Annotated in this window: 20 protein-coding genes; 2 read left to right on the top strand and 18 right to left on the bottom strand. The window is 72.3% G+C overall.

The window, feature by feature from the left end:
• Positions 1-64: 64 nt before the first annotated feature.
• From der to IE264_RS28910, 7 genes are all read right to left on the bottom strand, one after another.
• The gene (gene der, locus IE264_RS28940) at positions 65-1,534 is read right to left on the bottom strand and encodes a ribosome biogenesis GTPase Der (RefSeq protein WP_032758264.1); all 1,470 of its coding nucleotides are present in this window, start codon (positions 1,532-1,534) and stop codon (positions 65-67) included.
• 78 nt (positions 1,535-1,612) lie between these two features.
• The gene (locus IE264_RS28935; protein ID WP_032758263.1) at positions 1,613-2,269 is read right to left on the bottom strand and encodes a lysophospholipid acyltransferase family protein; all 657 of its coding nucleotides are present in this window, start codon (positions 2,267-2,269) and stop codon (positions 1,613-1,615) included.
• A complete protein-coding gene (gene cmk / locus IE264_RS28930; RefSeq protein ID WP_032758262.1) occupies positions 2,266-2,961 on the bottom strand; it encodes a (d)CMP kinase in 696 nt (231 codons plus the stop codon). Before cmk ends, IE264_RS28935 begins: the two co-directional genes overlap by 4 nt.
• A gap of 146 nt (positions 2,962-3,107) precedes the next feature.
• A complete protein-coding gene (locus tag IE264_RS28925; RefSeq protein ID WP_015607658.1) occupies positions 3,108-4,193 on the bottom strand; it encodes a prephenate dehydrogenase in 1,086 nt (361 codons plus the stop codon).
• The gene (gene aroH, locus IE264_RS28920; protein ID WP_015607659.1) at positions 4,190-4,552 is read right to left on the bottom strand and encodes a chorismate mutase; all 363 of its coding nucleotides are present in this window, start codon (positions 4,550-4,552) and stop codon (positions 4,190-4,192) included. The genes IE264_RS28925 and aroH overlap by 4 nt, the downstream gene beginning before the upstream one ends.
• 68 nt (positions 4,553-4,620) lie before the next feature.
• The gene (locus IE264_RS28915; protein WP_032758261.1) at positions 4,621-5,223 is read right to left on the bottom strand and encodes a TetR/AcrR family transcriptional regulator; all 603 of its coding nucleotides are present in this window, start codon (positions 5,221-5,223) and stop codon (positions 4,621-4,623) included.
• A 12-nt stretch (positions 5,224-5,235) separates the two neighbouring features.
• Positions 5,236-5,598: a DUF1304 domain-containing protein gene (locus tag IE264_RS28910; protein ID WP_032758260.1), complete on the bottom strand. Its 363-nt coding sequence runs from the start codon at positions 5,596-5,598 to the stop codon at positions 5,236-5,238.
• Between the two features lie 144 nt (positions 5,599-5,742).
• Between IE264_RS28910 and IE264_RS28905 the strand changes: the two genes are divergently transcribed.
• Both IE264_RS28905 and IE264_RS28900 read left to right on the top strand, forming a co-directional pair.
• Positions 5,743-6,198, top strand: coding sequence for a Rieske (2Fe-2S) protein (locus IE264_RS28905; protein WP_032758259.1), 456 nt, complete (start codon positions 5,743-5,745; stop codon positions 6,196-6,198).
• Between the two features lie 74 nt (positions 6,199-6,272).
• Positions 6,273-6,959 (top strand): nucleotidyltransferase domain-containing protein, encoded by a 687-nt coding sequence (locus tag IE264_RS28900; protein WP_032758257.1) that lies wholly within the window; start codon positions 6,273-6,275, stop codon positions 6,957-6,959.
• A gap of 10 nt (positions 6,960-6,969) precedes the next feature.
• Here the strand turns inward: IE264_RS28900 and IE264_RS28895 are convergent, their stop codons facing one another.
• The 11 genes from IE264_RS28895 to ald form a co-directional block, all read right to left on the bottom strand.
• Positions 6,970-7,143, bottom strand: a complete 174-nt coding sequence (locus IE264_RS28895) for a hypothetical protein (protein WP_229887829.1) — start codon at positions 7,141-7,143, stop codon at positions 6,970-6,972.
• Positions 7,144-7,237: 94 nt separating this feature from the next.
• Complete coding sequence (locus tag IE264_RS28890) at positions 7,238-8,263, bottom strand: ADP-ribosylglycohydrolase family protein (protein WP_015607665.1); 1,026 nt, start codon at positions 8,261-8,263, stop codon at positions 7,238-7,240.
• Entirely contained in the window at positions 8,260-9,024 is a 765-nt protein-coding gene (locus IE264_RS28885) for an NUDIX hydrolase (protein ID WP_015607666.1), read from the bottom strand. Before IE264_RS28885 ends, IE264_RS28890 begins: the two co-directional genes overlap by 4 nt.
• Positions 9,021-10,100, bottom strand: a complete 1,080-nt coding sequence (locus tag IE264_RS28880; protein WP_032758254.1) for an AAA family ATPase — start codon at positions 10,098-10,100, stop codon at positions 9,021-9,023. Before IE264_RS28880 ends, IE264_RS28885 begins: the two co-directional genes overlap by 4 nt.
• Positions 10,097-10,753 carry a nicotinamide riboside transporter PnuC gene (pnuC, locus tag IE264_RS28875; protein ID WP_032758252.1) on the bottom strand — a complete coding sequence of 219 codons (657 nt, stop codon included), beginning with the start codon at positions 10,751-10,753 and terminating at the stop codon, positions 10,097-10,099. The genes IE264_RS28880 and pnuC overlap by 4 nt, the downstream gene beginning before the upstream one ends.
• A 125-nt stretch (positions 10,754-10,878) precedes the next feature.
• Positions 10,879-12,252, bottom strand: coding sequence for a pseudouridine synthase (locus IE264_RS28870; protein WP_032758251.1), 1,374 nt, complete (start codon positions 12,250-12,252; stop codon positions 10,879-10,881).
• Complete coding sequence (scpB, locus tag IE264_RS28865; RefSeq protein WP_032758250.1) at positions 12,252-12,941, bottom strand: SMC-Scp complex subunit ScpB; 690 nt, start codon at positions 12,939-12,941, stop codon at positions 12,252-12,254. The genes IE264_RS28870 and scpB overlap by 1 nt, the downstream gene beginning before the upstream one ends.
• Positions 12,938-13,882 carry a segregation and condensation protein A gene (locus tag IE264_RS28860; protein WP_032758425.1) on the bottom strand — a complete coding sequence of 315 codons (945 nt, stop codon included), beginning with the start codon at positions 13,880-13,882 and terminating at the stop codon, positions 12,938-12,940. Before IE264_RS28860 ends, scpB begins: the two co-directional genes overlap by 4 nt.
• Positions 13,883-13,965: 83 nt before the next feature.
• Entirely contained in the window at positions 13,966-14,556 is a 591-nt protein-coding gene (locus IE264_RS28855; RefSeq protein WP_032758248.1) for a hypothetical protein, read from the bottom strand.
• The gene (locus IE264_RS28850) at positions 14,553-15,671 is read right to left on the bottom strand and encodes a ParA family protein (protein WP_015607673.1); all 1,119 of its coding nucleotides are present in this window, start codon (positions 15,669-15,671) and stop codon (positions 14,553-14,555) included. Before IE264_RS28850 ends, IE264_RS28855 begins: the two co-directional genes overlap by 4 nt.
• Positions 15,672-16,039: 368 nt before the next feature.
• The gene (gene ald / locus IE264_RS28845) at positions 16,040-17,155 is read right to left on the bottom strand and encodes an alanine dehydrogenase (RefSeq protein ID WP_032758423.1); all 1,116 of its coding nucleotides are present in this window, start codon (positions 17,153-17,155) and stop codon (positions 16,040-16,042) included.
• Positions 17,156-17,218 lie beyond the last annotated feature (63 nt).

Below are 17,218 nucleotides of genomic sequence, written 5' to 3'. Positions count from 1 at the left end.
GTACGGGAGAGCCCCGGCGGTCCCCCACATGGGGACCGCCGGGGCTCTCCCGTACGCGTGGGTGCTACTTGTTGCGGCCGCGCTTCTCGCGGACCCGGACCGAGATGTGGATCGGGGTGCCCTCGAAGCCGAACTCCTCGCGCAGCCGGCGCTCGACGAAGCGGCGGTAGCCGTGCTCCAGGAAGCCCGAGGCGAAGAGCACGAACCGCGGCGGCTTGGTGCCCGCCTGGGTGCCGAACAGGATGCGCGGCTGCTTGCCACCGCGGATGGGGTGCGGGTGGGAGGCGACGATCTCACCGAGGAAGGCGTTGAGCCGGCCGGTCGGGATGCGGGTCTCCCAGCCCTCGATCGCGGTCTCGATCGCCGGGACGAGCTTCTCCATGTGCCGGCCGGTGAGGGCCGAGACGTTGACACGGGGGGCCCAGGCGATCTGCGCGAGCTCCGTCTCGATCTCGCGCTCCAGGTAGTAGCGGCGCTCCTCGTCGAGGGTGTCCCACTTGTTGAAGGCGACGACGATGGCGCGCCCGGCGTCCACGGCCATGGTGATGATCCGCTGGTCCTGGACGCTGACGGACTCGCTGGAGTCGATCAGGATGACGGCGACCTCGGCCTTCTCCACGGCGGCGGCCGTACGGAGCGAGGCGTAGTAGTCCGCGCCCTCCTGGAGGTGGACGCGGCGGCGGATGCCTGCCGTGTCGATGAACTTCCAGGTGATGCCGCCGAGCTTGATCAGCTCGTCGACCGGGTCGCGAGTGGTGCCGGCCTGCTCGTTGACGACGACCCGGTCCTCGCCCGCGACCTTGTTCAGCAGGGAGGACTTGCCGACGTTCGGACGGCCGATCAGCGCGATGCGGCGGGGGCCGCCGAGCGCGGTGCCGAACTTCTGCTCCGGGGCGTCCGGGAGGGCTTCGAGGACGGCGTCCAGCATGTCGCCGGTGCCGCGGCCGTGCAGCGAGGAGACCGGGTAGGGCTCGCCGAGGCCGAGCGACCACAGGGCGGTGGCGTCGGCCTCGCCGCTCTGGCCGTCGACCTTGTTGGCGCAGAGCACGACGGGCTTGCCGGCCCGGCGCAGCAGCTTGACGACGGCCTCGTCGGTGTCGGTGGCGCCGACGGTCGCGTCGACCACGAAGACGACGGCGTCGGCCGTCTGGATGGCGTACTCGGCCTGGGCGGCGACGGAGGCGTCGAGGCCCAGCACGTCCTGCTCCCAGCCGCCGGTGTCCATGACCTTGAAGCGGCGGCCCGCCCACTCGGCCTCGTAGCTGACGCGGTCGCGGGTGACGCCGGGCTTGTCCTGCACGACGGCCTCACGGCGGCCGATGATCCGGTTCACCAGGGTCGACTTGCCGACATTGGGGCGGCCGACGACGGCGAGCACGGGGAGCGGGCCGTGACCGGCCTCACCGAGGGCGCCCTCGACCTCTTCGGGGTCGAAGCCTTCCTGCGCGGCGAGCTCCATGAACTCCGCGTACTCGGCATCGCCAAGTTCTCCGTGCTCGTGGTCCGAGCCGTCGGAGTGAATCTGGTCGTTCATGAAGTCCGTTCCTCTTTGCATCATCATCGATGGACCGCGATCAGCGCCGTCCACTACTCAAGTCCGGTCAAGTCTGGCCTATCGCCCGGTGAGGCGCTTGGCACTTTCCAGGTGGGCGGTGAGCTTCCCCTGGATCCGCAGGGTCGCCTCGTCCAGCGCCTTGCGCGTACGCCGCCCGTCGCCGGCGCTCGCGTCGAACGCGTCACCGAAGACGACGTCGACCCGGCTGCGCAGCGGGGGCAGCCCCCGTATCAACCGTCCGCGGCGCTCCGTGCTTCCCAGAACGGCGACGGGGACGATCGGCGCCCCGCCGCGTACCGCGAAGTACGCGAGTCCGGCCCGCAGTGAGGCGAAGTCGCCCTCGCCCCGGGTGCCCTCCGGGAAGATCCCGAGCGCCCCGCCGTCCGCCAGGACGCCCAGCGCGTGGCCGATGGCGGTGCGGTCGACGGTCGTACGGTCCACCTCGATCTGTCCGATCCCGTGCAGGAACGGGTCGAGGGGGCCGACGAACGCCTCTTTCTTGATCAGGAAGTGCACCGGCCGGGGTGCGGTCCCCATCAGCATCGGTCCGTCGATGTTGTGGGAGTGGTTCACCGCGAGTATGACGGGTCCGGCGGCGGGCACGCGCCACGCGCCGAGCACCCGGGGCTTCCAGAGCCCGTACATCAGGCCGATGCCGATCCTTCGCCCGACCGCGGCTCCGCGCAGTGTGGGCGCCCCCGTGGCGTCGCTCACGCGGCGGTCCGCTTCTCCTCGACGAGGGTGACGACGCACTCGATGACCTGCTGGAGGGTCAGCTCGGTGGTGTCCACCTCGACCGCGTCGTCCGCCTTGGCGAGGGGGGAGGTCTTGCGGCCGGAGTCGGCGGCGTCCCGCTTGATCAGGGCCTCACGGGTGGCGGCGAGGTCGGAGCCCTTGACCTCACCGCTGCGGCGGGCGGCGCGGGCCTCCGGGGAGGCGGTGAGGAAGATCTTGAGGTCCGCGTCGGGCAGCACGGTGGTGCCGATGTCCCGGCCCTCCACGACGATGCCGCCCTCGGCGCCGGCGGCGATGGAGCGCTGGAGCTCGGTGATGATCGTGCGCACCTCGGGGACCGCGCTGACGGCGCTGACCTTGGAGGTGACCTCCTGGGTGCGGATCGGGCCCGAGGCGTCCTCGCCGTCGACGGTGATCGTCGGGCCGGTCGGGTCGGTGCCGGAGATGATCACGGGCTTGGCGGCCGCCGTCGCGATCTCCGCCGGGCTGGTCACGTCGATGCCGTTGTTCAGCATCCACCAGGTGATGGCCCGGTACTGCGCGCCCGTGTCCAGGTAGCTCAGGCCGAGCTTGGCGGCGACGGCCTTGGAGGTGCTCGACTTGCCGGTGCCGGAGGGCCCGTCGATGGCGACGATCACTGCGGAGCTTGCGGTTTCCACGGCGGTGGACACCTTCCTGGTACACGGGGTGGGGACGGACGGGCCTGCGGGCGGCCTCGTACCAGGTTACCGAGTGCCGGGCGCGCCCTTGTACCCCGTACGGGGGAGCCTCCGTCCCCGTACGGGGGTGGCGCCGGGGGCCCGCCCCCGTACCGGTCTCAGCTGCGGATCGACCAGCCGCGCTCGGTGAGGGCCGCGCCGAGCGCGGGGGCGGCGCTCGGTTCGACCATGAGCTGGACCAGGCCCGCCTGCTGTCCGGTGGCGTGCTCGATGCGGACGTCCTCGATGTTGACCCCGGCCCGGCCCGCGTCGGCGAAGATCGCGGCCAGCTCGCCCGGCTTGTCGCCGATGAGGACGGCCACGGTCTCGTAGGCGGCGGGGGCGGCGCCGTGCTTGCCGGGGACCCGGACGCGGCCGGCGTTGCCGCGGCGCAGGACGTCCTCGATGGCCTCGGTGCCCGCGCGCCGCTTCTCCTCGTCGGCGGAGTGCAGGCCACGCAGCGCGGTCACGGTCTCCTCCAGGTCGGCGGCGACCCCGGCGAGCACGTCGGCGACCGGTCCGGGGTTGGCGGAGAGGATCTCCACCCACATCCGGGGGTCGGACGCGGCGATCCGGGTCACGTCGCGGATGCCCTGGCCGCACAGGCGTACGGCGGTCTCGTCGGCCTCCTCCAGGCGCGCCGCGACCATGGAGGAGATCAGCTGCGGGGTGTGGGAGACGAGGGCGACGGCCCGGTCGTGGGCGTCGGCGTCCATGACCACGGGGACGGCCCGGCAGAGCGCGACGAGTTCCAGGGCGAGGTTGAGAACCTCGGTGTCGGTGTCCCGGGTGGGGGTGAGGACCCAGGGGCGGCCCTCGAAGAGGTCGGCGGTGGCGGCGAGCGGTCCCGAGCGCTCCTTGCCCGCCATCGGGTGCGTACCGATGTACGGGGTCAGGTCGACGCCGAGCGCCTCCAGCTCGCGGCGCGGGCCGCCCTTGACGCTGGCGACGTCCAGGTAGCCGCGGGCCGCTCCGGCGCGCATGGCCGCGGCCAGGACGGTGGCGGTGTGGGCGGGCGGTACGGCGACGACGGCCAGGTCGACCCGGCCCTCCGGCGGCTCGTCGGTGCCGGCGCCGAGGGCGGCCGCGGTGCGGGCCGACTCGGGGTCGTGGTCGACGAGGTGGACGTGGATGCCACGGCCGGCCAGGGCCAGGGCGGCGGAGGTGCCGACGAGCCCGGTTCCGATGACGAGGGCGGTTCTCACTGGGCGATGTCCTTGCGCAGGGCGGCGGTGGCGCCGAGGTAGACGTGCTGGATCTCCGCGCGCGACAGGTAGGTCTCGACGTGGGCGAGGAGGCGGACGACGCGGGGCATGGCCCCCTCGATGTCCAGCTCCTGGGCGCAGATCAGGGGTACGTCGACGATCCCGAGGCCGCGCGCGGCGGCGGCCGGGAAGTCGCTGTGCAGGTCCGGGGTTGCGGTGAACCAGATGCTGATCAGGTCGTCGGCGACCAGCTCGTTGCGTTCCAGGACGGCCGTGAGCAGCTCACCGACCCGCTCGTCCATGTGCCCGGCCTCGTCCCGCTCCAGCTGGACGGCTCCTCGGACCGCTCGTACCGCCACGTCGTACTCCTTGTTCGTTCACTTCGGCGCTGCTCCCGATCACCCTAGAGGGGTGGTGGAGAGCCCGGTCACCGCGCTCTCTCCGTGAGACGGGCGGTGGCGTGGACCGCGAGGAGCATGCGCCAGATCCGGCCGGCGAGCTCCCCGGGCGTCGCGGTGATCCGCCCGTGCACCCAGTCGGCGAGCATCCCGGTGAAGATCCCGGCCACCGCGCTCGCGGTGAGGTCGTGTCCGGTGTCCGCCGGGCGGCGGGCGCGCAGCTCGTCGAGGCTGCGCTGCCGCAGCTCCCGGTGGAGCAGTTCGCCGAGCGGGCCGCCGCCGCCCTCGCGCAGCAGGCTGCGGTAGACAGGTGCCCTGTTGTGGATGGAGGCGAGGAGGGTGGCGAGCGGGGCCGGGGGCGCGTCCGGGCCGGGCGGCGCGCCGTCCCAGGCGTGCAGGGCGTCGACCGCCTCGGTGACGACCTCGGCGCAGGCGTCCACCGCGAGGGCGTGCAGGTCGTCGTAGTGGAGGTAGAAGGTGGCGCGGCCGACCCCGGCCCCTCGGACCACCTGCGCGACGCTGACCTGTTCGAGTGGCCGGTGCTCGCAGGCGGCGAGCAGGGCCGCGCGGAGCTTGGCCCTGGTGCGTGCGGTGCGCGGGTCGGCGCTGCCGACCGTGACTGCGGGTGTCATCGGCCCAGGATCTCAGCCCGCGAGCAGGACGGCTCCGAGGGCGAGTGCGGACGGCACCGCCTGGACGAAGAGGATCTTCCGGCTCACGGTGACGGCCCCGTAGACCCCGGCGACGACCAGGCAGCCCAGGAAGAAGATCTGCGCCTGGTAGGAGACCGGGTCGGAGGCGAGGAGGCTCCAGACCAGTCCGGCGGCCATGAAGCCGTTGTAGAGGCCCTGGTTGGCGGCGAGGGTGGCGCTCTCTCGGGAGAACTCGGGGGTCGTGCCGAAGGCCTTGCGGCCCCGGTCGGTGTCCCAGAGGAACATCTCCAGGACCAGGAAGTAGACGTGGATCAGCGCGACGAGCGCGACCAGGACCTGAGCTGCGGAGTGCATGACGGTGGGCCTCCCATGGGCGATTTCCTGGACGACTGTACAGGAAGTGTCTTCGGTCCGCCCGGTTGCTTCACCTGTGCGCTCCCCGGCACCACCATGGCCAGCACAGATCGCCCCTTTCACGTCTCGACAACTGGAGAGCCCATGAACGCACGGCGAAGGACGGTCCTGACCGCGGGCGCGGCGGGCGCCGCCGCCCTGGTGACCGGCTGTGGATCGTCCGGCGACGAGGGCGGCGGAGGGGACGCGAGCGGTACGCCGACGGCGTCGGACACGGCATCGCCCGGGACCTTCCCCGACGCCTCGCCCGGCGGTGAGGAGCTGGCCGCGACGAGCGACATCCCGGTCGGCGGGGGCACGATCTTCAAGGAGCGGAAGGTGGTGGTGACCCAGCCGGAGGAGGGCGAGTTCAAGGCCTTCTCCGCCGTCTGCACCCACGCCCAGTGCCTCGTCTCGACGGTCAGCGACGGCACCATCAACTGCCCCTGCCACGGCTCCAAGTTCTCCATCACGGACGCGGCGGTCGAGGCCGGCCCGGCGACCCGTCCGCTGCCGGCCGAGCAGATCACCGTCTCGGGCGGGGCGATCCTGCTGGGCTGAGGGCCGGGACTCCCAGCAGCGGGCGGCCGGAATCCAGAAGCGCGGCGGCCCGCCGTCCACGTACCCTCGCCGCCATGATTACTCCTGCCGACGAGACGCTCGTACGCGACCACACGGTCTACGCGTGCGTCATGGGTTCGCGCGCGTTCGGCCTGGCGACGGAGGGCAGCGACACCGACCGGCGGGGCGTGTACGTCGCCCCCACCCCGCTGTTCTGGCGCTTCGACAAGCCCCCGGCGCATATCGAGGGCCCAGGACCCGAGCAGTTCTCGTGGGAGCTGGAGCGCTTCTGCGAGCTGGCGCTGCGGGCCAATCCGAACGTGCTGGAGTGCCTGCACTCACCGCTGGTGGAGTACGTCGACGACACCGGCCGCGAACTGATCGCGCTGCGGGCCGCCTTCCTCTCCCGCCTGGCCCACGGCACGTTCGTCCGCTACGCGCTGGGCCAGCGGAAGAAGCTGGAGGCGGATGTGCGGCAGTACGGGGAGCCCCGCTGGAAGCACGCGATGCACCTGCTGCGGCTGCTGGCGAGCGGCCGGGACCTGCTGCGCACCGGCGAGCTGCGGATCGACGTCGGCGAGGCGCGTGAGGAGCTGCTGACGGTGAAGCGGGGCGAGGTGCCCTGGCCGGAGGTGGAGCGCCGGATGAACCGCCTCGCCGAGGAGAACGACGAGGCTGCGGACACCTCCCCGCTGCCGCCCGGGCCGGACCGGGCGGCGGTGGAGGACTTCCTGGTCCGGACCCGGCGGGCGTCGGCCTAGGAACCGGGCGTCAGGGCGCGAGCCTCGCCCGTACGACGAGGTCGTGCAGGTCCTGGAGGGCGGTCGCGGCCTCCGGCAGCCGGGAGCGCTCCTGCGCCTCGTCCAGGACGCGGTGCAGCTCCTCAATGCCCCGGGCCACCGATCCCCCGTCCAGGTCCGTCTCGACCCCGTCCCGCTCCCACATCCGGGTCCGGGTCTCCTGGGGCTCGTACAGCCCCCACCAGGTCCTCGGCTGACAGGCCGGCCCGCGCCAGGGTGAGGGGCGGGGTGCTCATGGATCAAGCGTCCCAGAGCGCCGCCAGCGACAGCAGGTCGCTCCGGTACTCGATGCGCTCCGACCACTCCTTGGGCCAGGCCCCCGCGCCCAGGTGGGCCCCGGCGAAGGCTCCCGCCAGGCAGGCGATCGAGTCGGAGTCGCCCCGGGTGCAGGCGGCCCGGCGCAGGGCGGTGAGCGGGTCCTCGGGGAAGAGCAGGAAGCAGTGCAGGGCGGTGGCGAGGGCCTCCTCGGCGATCCAGCCGTCCCCGGTCCGCTCGCACGGGTCCGTCTCGGGCGAGGGGTCGCGCAGGGCCTCCTGGACGGCGGCCAGCGCGCTCTGGCACTCGTCCCAGCCGCGGGTGATGAACGCCTCGGGCGAGGCGTCCCCGGCGTGGCGCCACAGGTCGCCGAGCCAGCGGGTCAGGTAGCGGCCGCTGTTCTCGTAGGCGTAGCTGCGCAACTGGCCGATCAGGCCGAGGGGTTCGGCGCCCTGGGCGAGCAGGAAGACGGCGCGGGCGGTCAGGTCGGAGGCGGCCAGGGCGGTGGGGTGGCCGTGGGTGAGGGCGGCCTGGAGCTGGGCGGCGCCGGCGCGCTGCTCGTCGCTGAGGCCGGGGACGAGGCCGACGGGCGCGACCCGCATGTTGGCGCCGCACCCCTTGGAACCCGTCTGGCTCGCCTGCTGCCAGACCGGGCTGGATTCGAGCATGCGGCAGGCGGTGAGGCAGGTGTTGCCGGGGGCGCGGTTGTTCTCCGGCGAGTGGTACCAGGCGATGAACTCCCTGCGTACCGGGTCCACCAGGCGCTCCGGGGTGAGCAGTCCGCTGTCCATGGCCGTGCGGATGCCGCGGCCCAGCGCGATCGTCATCTGGGTGTCGTCGGTGACGATCGCGGGGGTCGGCAGGGCCATCTGCCGCCAGGGGCCGCTTTTGGTGAGGATGGCGGGGACGTCGTTGAACTCGGTGGGGAAGCCCAGCGCGTCGCCGAGCGCGAGCCCGGTGAGCGATCCGGTGGCCGCCTGCTTGGTGATTCTTCGGGTGGCTGTGGTCATGGCGTTCGTCCTTCCGGGCGCGAGAGGGAGGGTTCGGTGGGCGGCGGGCGCAGCAGCGGCGGGTGCAGGGCCGTGGCTCCGCCCGCCCGGTACAGCGCGGCCGGTTTGCCCCGGCCGCCGGTGCGGCGCGGCGGACCCTCGACCGGCTGGACGAAGCCCGGCGCGTTGAGGACCTTGCGCCGGAAGTTGGGGCGGTCCAGCTCGACGCCCCAGACGGTCTCGTAGACCTGCTGGAGCTCGCCGAGGGTGAACTCGGCGGGGCAGAACTCGGTGGCCAGGCAGGTGTATTCGAGCTTGGCGCCGATCCGGTCGCGGGCGTCGGCCAGGATCCGGTCGTGGTCGAAGGCCAGCGGCCCGGCGGAGCCCGCACCCCACCACCGGGCGCTCGCCGCGTCCCCGCCGCCGCGCGGTTCGGGCAGGTCCGGCAGGAGTGCGGCGTACGCGACGGAGACGACCCGCATCCTCGGGTCCCGGTCCGGGTCGGTGTAGGTGCGCAGCTGCTCCAGGTGGAAGGCGCCCACCGCGTCCGGGCCGAGCCCGGTCTCCTCGGCCAGCTCGCGGCGGGCCGCCTCGTCGGCGGACTCGCGGGGCAGGACGAAGCCGCCCGGCAGCGCCCAGCGCCCCCGGAAGGGGTCCTGGCCGCGTTCGACCAGCAGCACGTGGAGCGCCGCGTCCCGGACGGTGAAGACCGCGAGGTCGACGGTGACCGCGAACGGCCAGAAGGCGTGCGGGTCGTACCCCTCGGGTACGCCGGTGCTCATCGTGTCTCCGGGAGCGGGGCGGCGAAGTCCCAGCCGGTGGCGAGGAGTTCGTCCACGGCGGCGACGGCGGCGGTGAGGCGGGCCTCGGGCGGGCCGGTGATCTCGATGAACCGGCGGCCCGTGCGGGTGAGTTCGGCGCGGAAGCGGTCGGTCATCCAGGGGCGCAGCTCCTCGCCGTCCCGCAGCCCGTCGTCCTCGAAGGCGACGCCCTCGTGGTCGGTGAGCAGCCACAGGTGGTGGGCGGTCCGGTCCGCGATCTCCTCGACGAGCGGGTTGCGGCCGCCGACGTACCGCTCGTGCCAGACAGTGGTGGCGAAGGAGTCCGTGTCGCAGAAGAGCGCCGGGGACCCGATGCGGGCGGCGGCCTCCTCCCGGCCGTTCTGGGCCTCAGCGATGAGCGGGAAGTCCTCGGTGGTGAAGGCGACGTCCTCCCAGGCGGCTCCGGGCCACTGCGCGCGCAGGGCGGCGAGCTTCTGTTCGCTGTACTCGCGCCCGTACTCCGCGACGTACGCCGTCCGGGCCCAGACCCCGCCGCGGTCCCGGTAGTGGCCGGTGAGGGCCCGCGCCAGGGTGGTGGTGCCGGTGGACTCGGCGCCGAGGACAACGACCCGGCGGGCGAGGGCGGCCCGGACCGGCGGGCGGAGGAAGTCCCAGCAGCCCACGGGGTCCTTGCGTACGGCGGTGCCGGAGACCGGGAAGAGGGTGCGGTCGGGGTCGACGAGGACGGACGCGGCGCCGAAGCGGCGGCCGAGCTCCTCCCCGTACGCCTCCGAGGTGAAGACCGCGTCGACCCGCTCGGGCACGGCGGCGGTGAAGACCGCCATGTGCGCGTCCCAGACCGCCGGGTCGTGCACGTCCATGTGCGTGTCGTCGACCGCGCCGACCACCGTGACGTCCGGGTGGATCTCCCGCATCCAGGCGACCCGGTCGGCGAGCGGTACGGACTCCACGGAGGCGGCGCAGACCAGCACGGTCAGCCGCTCGCACTGGTCCCGGGCGGCCTCGACGAGGTGGTGGTGACCGGCGTGCGGCGGGTAGAACTTGCCGAGGACCAGGCCGTGTTCGTAGCGCTTCATACGGCGGCCACCTCCAGGGGCCGGGCGTTACGGGCGGTCAGGTCGCGGTGCCAGTTGCGCAGGCCGACGAGGCAGAGGGCGAGGAACCCGGCGTACAGCAGCGAGGTCAGGTACAGCCCCTTGTGCGCGTAGAGCGGGATGTAGACCACGTCGGCCGCGATCCACAGCCACCAGGACTCCAGCCGCTTCCGGCACTGCCCGTACGTGGCCATCAGCGACAGCGAGGTCGTAGCTGCGTCCCAGAACGGGACGGTGGAGTCGGTGGCCCGGGACAGCAGCAGGGTGATCCCGAGGGTCCCCACCACCCCCGCCGCGAGCAGCCAGGTCCATTCGGTGCGGGTCGTTCTGCGCACCGGCAGGACCGAGGTCCCTGGTCCACCCCCGTGGGTCCAGGTCCACCAGCCGTACGCGGCGAGGGTGATGAAGACGATCTGGAGGCCGGCGTCGGCGTACAGGCCGGACTGGGCGAACAGCAGGATGAAGAAGACGTTGTTGGCGATGCCGATCGGCCAGTTGGCGAGGTGCTGGCGGGCCACGAGCCAGACGCAGAGCGCCCCGCTGCCGAAGCCCAGAACCTCGGTCCAGCTGACCGGGGTGTCCAGGACCGTCACCAGGGGCTGTTGCAGGGGATCGAGTATGTCCGCGAGACTCACCGGTCCGCCTCCTTCTTTATAGTCACTCTGACTATAAAGGGTGGACGGGGGCAGCAAAAGGCCCGCGGCCGGTTCTGTTCGAACTTTCCGAACGGATACCGGCCGCGGGCCTCGGGGCAGAGCTGTTAGAGGCCGACCTCGCGCATCAGCATGCCGACCTCGGTGTTGGTGAGGCGGCGCAGCCAGCCGGACTTCTGGTCGCCGAGCGGGATCGGCCCGAAGGACGTCCGCACGAGGCGCTCGACCGGGAAGCCGGCCTCGGCCAGCATCCGGCGCACGATGTGCTTGCGGCCCTCGTGGAGGGTCACCTCGACCAGGTAGTTCTTGCCGGTGTTCTCGACCACGCGGAAGTGGTCGGCGCGGGCGTAGCCGTCCTCCAGCTGGATGCCGTCCTTGAGCCGCTTGCCGAGGTCGCGCGGCAGGGGGCCCTGGATGGCGGCCAGGTAGGTCTTCTTCACGCCGTACTTGGGGTGCGTGAGGCGGTGGGCCAGCTCACCGTGGTTGGTGAGCATGATGATGCCCTCCGTCTCGGTGTCCAGCCGGCCGACGTGGAACAGCCGCGTCTCGCGGTTGGTCACGTAGTCGCCGAGGCACTGACGGCCGTCCGGGTCCTCCATCGAGGAGACGACGCCCGCAGGCTTGTTCAGCGCGAAGAACAGGTAGGACTGGGCGGCGACGGTCAGACCGTCGACCTTGATCTCGTCCTTGTGCACATCGACGCGCTTGCCCTGCTCGACGACGATCTCGCCGTTGACCTCGACGCGGGACTGCTCGATCAGCTCCTCGCACGCGCGGCGCGAGCCCATGCCGGCCCGGGCGAGGACCTTCTGCAGCCGCTCGCCCTCCTCCTCGGCACCCGGGTGGGTCTTGGGGAGGTTGATCACGGGCTTGTTCGCGTACCGGTCGCGGTTGCGCTGCTCGATCTTGGCGTCCAGCTCACGCGGGCGCGAGGGGGCCGCGCGGCGGAAACCGCCGGTGCGGCCGCTGCCGCCCTGTGCGGGCTTCGGGCCGCCCTTGGCACCGCCGCGGGCCGCCGAGCCGCGGCCCTTGCGGGGGCCTTCCTGCTCGCGGGCCTCGCGGGCGCCGGGGGCGTCGTTGCCCACGTCGTAGCGGCGCTCCTCCGGGCGGGGCCGGCGGGGGCGCTGCTCCTCGTCACGGCCGCCCTGGTAGCTCGGGCGTCCGTCCTGGTAGCTCGAACGCCCGTCCTGGGAACCCGGGCGTCCGCCCTGGGAGCCCGAACGCCCGCCCTGACCGGTGGGACGACCGCCCTGACCGCCGGGACGGCCACCCTGGCTGCCGCCGCGCCCGCCCTGAGCGGAGGGACGGCCGCCCGGGGCTCCGGGCCGCCCGCCCTGGCTGCTGCCGCCGCGTCCGCCGCCCTGGCCGCCGCCGCCCTGCCCCTGGCGGGAGGAGCCGCCGCCACTGCGGCCGCCGCTGCCCGCGCCTCCGCCACTCCGGCCGCTGCCGCCGCTTCCGCTGTTCCTGCCACTGCTTCGCATCAAAATTCCGTCTTGTCGTCTGCGTGAGTATCCGGGGTGTCCGGTGCGTCCGGATCGAACGACGGCACACCCTCTAGCGTCTCAGCCTCGATCGCGTCCGCCTCGGGGAGGAAGGGCGCGAGTTCCGGGAGCTCGTCCAGGCCTCGCAGGCCCATTCGCTCCAGAAAGTAGTTCGTCGTCCTGTACAGGATCGCACCTGTTTCGGGTTCCGCGCCCGCCTCGGCCACCAGGCCCCTCTGGAGGAGGGTCCGCATGACGCCGTCGCAGTTGACTCCGCGCACCGCCGAGACCCTCGACCGGCTCACCGGCTGCCGGTAGGCGACCACCGCCAGGGTCTCCAGAGCGGCCTGGGTCAGCCGGGCGTGCTGGCCGTCCAGGACGAAGCCCTCGACGGCCGCCGCGTACTCGGGGCGGGTGGAGAAACGCCAGCCACCCGCGACGAACCGCAGGTCGAAGCCCCGGCGCTGGACGGTGTACTCGTCGGCCAGCTCCCGCAGGGCGGCCGCCACGGCTCTGCGGGGCCGCTGGAGGACCTTGGCCAGCTGGTCGACGGTTGCGGGCTCGTCGACGACCATGAGGACCGCCTCCAGGGCGGGCTTCAGATCGAGCGAGGCGACCGCGTCCTCGTCCGGGCTCCCGTCCGGGCCGCCGGCCTGTGCGGTGGGCTGTGGGGTGGGCTGTGGGCTCATTCCCGTACGTCCTCCTGTTCCTGCGCCGATACGGCTGCCTCCTGGTCGAACTCGTCCGTCACCACGGGTTCCGTCTCCGTCCCGCCGCACCAGGAGACCAGCAGGTCGCCCAGCGCCTCGTCCTGGTCCAGGGTGACGGCCTTCTCCCGGTACAGCTCCAGCAGGGCCAGGAAGCGGGCGACCACGGTGAGGGTGTCCGGGGCGTCCTCGGTGAGCACCCGGAAGCTCACCGCCGTTCCGGCCTCGCGCAGCCGCTCCACCACGATGCCCGCCTGCTCCCGCACGCTGACCAGCGGGGCGTGGATGTGGTCGACGTACACCTGTGGCCTGGGCCTGGGCTGCATCGCCTTCACCGCGAGCTTCGCGAACCCCTCGGGCCCGATGCTGATGACGACCTCGGGCAGCAGCGCGGCGTGGTGGTCCTCCAGGCCGACGGTACGGGGGTGGCGGCGGGCCTCGGACTCCAGGCGGCTGCTGAAGATCTCGGCGATCCTCTTGTACGCCCGGTACTGGAGCAGCCGGGCGAAGAGCAGGTCCCGTGCCTCCAGGAGCGCCAGGTCCGCCTCGTCCTCCACCTCGGCGGCGGGAAGCAGCCGGGCGGCCTTCAGGTCCAGCAGGGTGGCGGCGACGACGAGGAACTCGGTGGTCTGGTCGAGGTCCCAGTCCGGGCCCATGGCGCGGATGTAGGCCATGAACTCGTCGGTGACCTTCGAGAGCGCGACCTCGGTCACGTCCAGCTTGTGCTGGGTGATCAGCTGGAGGAGGAGGTCGAAGGGCCCCTCGAAGTTCACCAGCCGGACGGTGAAGCGTGTGCCGTCGGCTTCCGGCTCCTCTACGGGCTCCGGGGCCGCCGCCTCCGCCTCCGCCGGCGGCACCACCGCCCCCGGTCCCCGCCCCAGGGCACGGCGGCGCGGGATGGCGGGGTCGTCGGGCAGGGGCATGGCGGTCCAGGGGTGGGGCGGCGGCGCGGACGGGCCCCGCAGGTCGGCGGGGTCCATCCGGCAGGCTACCGGCGCGGCGCCGGTCAGCGGCCGCGCAGCCGCCGTACGAGGATGCTCGCGTCGCCCCGGGACTCCAGGTCGGCGAGGACCACCGCCACCGCCTCACGGACGATGCGGCCGCGGTCGACGGCGAGGCCGTGTTCGCCGCGTAGGACGAGCCGGGCGTGTTCCAGGTCCATCAGCTCCTCGGCGGAGACGTAGACCGTGATCTTCTCGTCGTGGCGTTCGCGGCCGCTGGGGCGCCGGTTCGCGCCGCGTCCGCCGCCTCGCCTGCGCTGCTGCTGGACGGCCTGGGGCTCCCCCTGGGCGGCGGTCGCGGAGCGGTCGCCGGACGGGGCGGGAGCGGTGGCCCGGCGGTCGCCCTCGCCGGAGCGGGCGCGCGAGTCGTCGGTGTCGGCGGAGGCGTGCTCCTCACGGCTCTCGGCCCGGTCGGCGGGGGCTGCGCCCTGGCCGCCCGCGCCGGGCGCCTGGCCGGAGGGGTCGCTCTCCCCGGCGGGTGCGGGCACCCGTGGTTCGCCGTTCGCCTTGCGTCGCCGGTCCGCCGGGGAGGAGGACTGGAGGCCCATCCCTCCCCCGGTGGTGCGGAACAGTTCGTCGGCCCCCGGCAGACTCACTCGGCGGGACACCGGGCGAGCACCTCCCTGGCGAGCTGGCGATAGGCGGCGGCGCCGACCGAGTTGGAGGCGTAGGTGGTGATGGGCTCACCGGCGACCGTGGTCTCCGGGAAGCGGACCGTGCGCCCGATGACCGTGTGGTAGACGTGCTCGTCGAAGGCCTCGACGACACGCGCCAGGACCTCGCGGCTGTGCACCGTACGGGAGTCGTACATGGTGGCGAGGATGCCGTCGAGCTCCAGCTCCGGGTTGAGCCGCTCCTGGACCTTCTCGATGGTCTCGGTGAGCAGTGCCACCCCGCGCAGCGCGAAGAACTCGCACTCCAGCGGCACTATGACCTTGTGAGCGGCCGTCAGGGCGTTCACGGTGAGCAGGCCGAGCGAGGGCTGACAGTCGATCACGATGTAGTCGTAGTCGGCCATCAGCGGCTTCAGGGCGCGCTGGAGCGTGGACTCGCGGGCCACCTCGCTGACGAGCTGCACCTCGGCGGCCGAGAGGTCGATGTTGCTCGGCAGCAGGTCCATGTTGGGGACGGCGGTCTTCAGCAGGACCTCGTCGGCCGCCATGCCCCGCTCCATGAGCAGGTTGTAGACGGTGAGGTCGAGCTCCATCGGGTTGACCCCGAGGCCGACCGAGAGGGCGCCCTGCGGGTCGAAGTCGACGAGCAGGACGCGGCGTCCGTACTCGGCGAGCGCGGCACCCAGGTTGATGGTCGACGTGGTCTTGCCGACGCCGCCCTTCTGGTTGCACATCGCGATGATCTTCGCGGGGCCGTGGTCGGTCAGGGGGCCCGGGATCGGGAAGTACGGCAGGGGCCGTCCGGTGGGGCCGATGCGCTCGCGGCGCTGGCGCGCGGCGTCGGGCGCGAGCGTGGCCGCGTACTCCGGATCGGGCTCGTACTCGGCGTCGGGGTCGTAGAAGTGCCCCTCGGGCACCTCGGCGAAGTCGGCGAAGCGGTCGGTGTTCCGGCCACTCTCGTTGCCGGCCGTGGCGTTCACGTGTAGGCCGTCCATCATCTGGGGGGCTGTCGTCATGTGCTGTTTGGTGGCGAAGGTGCGGACAGCGACGGAGCCGACAGCTTCGAGCCCGATCGGGCTCAGACCCCGTGCAGGCATCCCTGGTTGACCACCCCCGGGAGTAATTGTCGACTCATTCACAAGTCGTCTTACCTCCTTGGACGTGACCAGGAAACTTATCGATAGGTCAGCGTGGCACCATGCCGACGATTGGCGACTCTATGGCGTGTCACCGGTCCGCAGCAACACAATCCGCCGGACCCGGCCCGATGTGTCGGCAATCGAACGCCTTGCTGTCAAGGGTGCACAGCGACCAAGCCGCACATTTCGCCGCTGCACGAATCGGGTAAAGGGTTACGTTCGAGGCGAGTTGCACAAGGGCCCCACGGGGCCCGATACACCTCCGGCCGGACCTTGCTCGGCAAGGTCCGGCCGGAGTCCCGATGTTGACGGGAGGTGTTGACCCGTCAGCCGAGGAGGGTGCTCAGCTCGACGTGCGGGAGGCCGTGCGCCTCGGCCACCTCACGGTAAACGACCTGGCCCTCATGGGTGTTGAGGCCCTTGGCCAGTGCGGCGTCGCGGCGCAGGGCGTCGGCCCAGCCGCGGTTCGCCAGCTCCACGATGTACGGCAGCGTGGCGTTGGTGAGCGCGTAGGTGGAGGTGTTCGGCACCGCGCCGGGCATGTTGGCGACGCAGTAGAAGACCGACTCGTGGACCTGGAAGGTCGGCTCGGCGTGGGTGGTCGGGTGCGAGTCCTCGAAGCAACCGCCCTGATCGATTGCAATGTCGACAAGTACACTTCCGGGCTTCATCTTGGCGACGAGCTCGTTGGTGACCAGCTTCGGAGCCTTGGCTCCGGGGATCAGGACGGCACCGATGACGAGGTCGGCCTCGACGACGGCCTTCTCCAGCTCGAAGGCGTTGGAGACGACGGTCTGCACCTTGGTGCCGAAGATCTTGTCGGCCTCGCGCAGCTTGTTGATGTCGCGGTCGAGCAGCGTGACGTGGAAGCCGAGACCCACGGCGATCTGCGTGGCGTTCCAGCCGGAGACACCGCCGCCGATGACGACGGCACGGCCGGCGTGGGTGCCGGGGACGCCGCCGGGGAGCACGCCGCGGCCGCCGACCGAGCGCATCAGGTGGTACGCGCCGACCTGCGGGGCGAGGCGGCCCGCGACCTCGGACATCGGGGCGAGCAGCGGGAGCGCGCGGTTGGCGGTCTCGACCGTCTCGTAGGCGATGGCGGTGGTGCCGGAGGCCAGCAGCGCGTCGGTGCACTCGCGGGAGGCGGCGAGGTGCAGGTACGTGAAGAGGGTCTGGTCCTTGCGGAGGCGGTGGTACTCCTCGGCGACCGGCTCCTTGACCTTGAGCAGCAGGTCGGCGGCGGCCCAGACCTCGTCGGCGGTGTCCAGGATCTGCGCGCCGGCGGCGACGTACTCCTGGTCCGGGATGGACGAGCCGACGCCGGCGTCCTTCTCGATGACGACCTGGTGGCCGTGGCGGACGAGCTCATGCACTCCGGCGGGGGTGATCGCCACCCGGAACTCGTTGTTCTTGACTTCGCGGGGGATGCCGACCTTCACGTCGATCACGGTCCTTGGCTCGGAGGGTAATCCGGGCACGGCAGTACACACCCGGACATACAC

Origin of the sequence: Streptomyces microflavus (assembly GCF_014650075.1) — a bacterium.
GTDB classification, from domain to species: domain Bacteria; phylum Actinomycetota; class Actinomycetes; order Streptomycetales; family Streptomycetaceae; genus Streptomyces; species Streptomyces microflavus.
The sequence above is the reverse complement of the archived record's forward strand: the minus strand, read 5'-3'. Positions and strand labels throughout refer to the sequence as shown.

Excerpts from the sequence above, each read along its gene's own strand:
- IE264_RS28915 (WP_032758261.1), bottom strand. The coding sequence starts at position 5,223 with ATGACACCCGCAGTCACGGTCGGCAGCGCCGACCCGCGCACCGCACGC.
- IE264_RS28880 (WP_032758254.1), bottom strand. The coding sequence starts at position 10,100 with ATGAAGCGCTACGAACACGGCCTGGTCCTCGGCAAGTTCTACCCGCCG.
- IE264_RS28905 (WP_032758259.1), top strand. The coding sequence starts at position 5,743 with ATGAACGCACGGCGAAGGACGGTCCTGACCGCGGGCGCGGCGGGCGCC.
- IE264_RS28860 (WP_032758425.1), bottom strand. The coding sequence starts at position 13,882 with ATGCCCCTGCCCGACGACCCCGCCATCCCGCGCCGCCGTGCCCTGGGG.
- scpB (WP_032758250.1), bottom strand. The coding sequence starts at position 12,941 with ATGAGCCCACAGCCCACCCCACAGCCCACCGCACAGGCCGGCGGCCCG.
- IE264_RS28890 (WP_015607665.1), bottom strand. The coding sequence starts at position 8,263 with ATGACCACAGCCACCCGAAGAATCACCAAGCAGGCGGCCACCGGATCG.
- IE264_RS28885 (WP_015607666.1), bottom strand. The coding sequence starts at position 9,024 with ATGAGCACCGGCGTACCCGAGGGGTACGACCCGCACGCCTTCTGGCCG.
- der (WP_032758264.1), bottom strand. The coding sequence starts at position 1,534 with ATGAACGACCAGATTCACTCCGACGGCTCGGACCACGAGCACGGAGAA.
- IE264_RS28895 (WP_229887829.1), bottom strand. The coding sequence starts at position 7,143 with ATGTGGGAGCGGGACGGGGTCGAGACGGACCTGGACGGGGGATCGGTG.
- IE264_RS28900 (WP_032758257.1), top strand. The coding sequence starts at position 6,273 with ATGATTACTCCTGCCGACGAGACGCTCGTACGCGACCACACGGTCTAC.
- IE264_RS28850 (WP_015607673.1), bottom strand. The coding sequence starts at position 15,671 with ATGCCTGCACGGGGTCTGAGCCCGATCGGGCTCGAAGCTGTCGGCTCC.
- IE264_RS28910 (WP_032758260.1), bottom strand. The coding sequence starts at position 5,598 with ATGCACTCCGCAGCTCAGGTCCTGGTCGCGCTCGTCGCGCTGATCCAC.
- IE264_RS28870 (WP_032758251.1), bottom strand. The coding sequence starts at position 12,252 with ATGCGAAGCAGTGGCAGGAACAGCGGAAGCGGCGGCAGCGGCCGGAGT.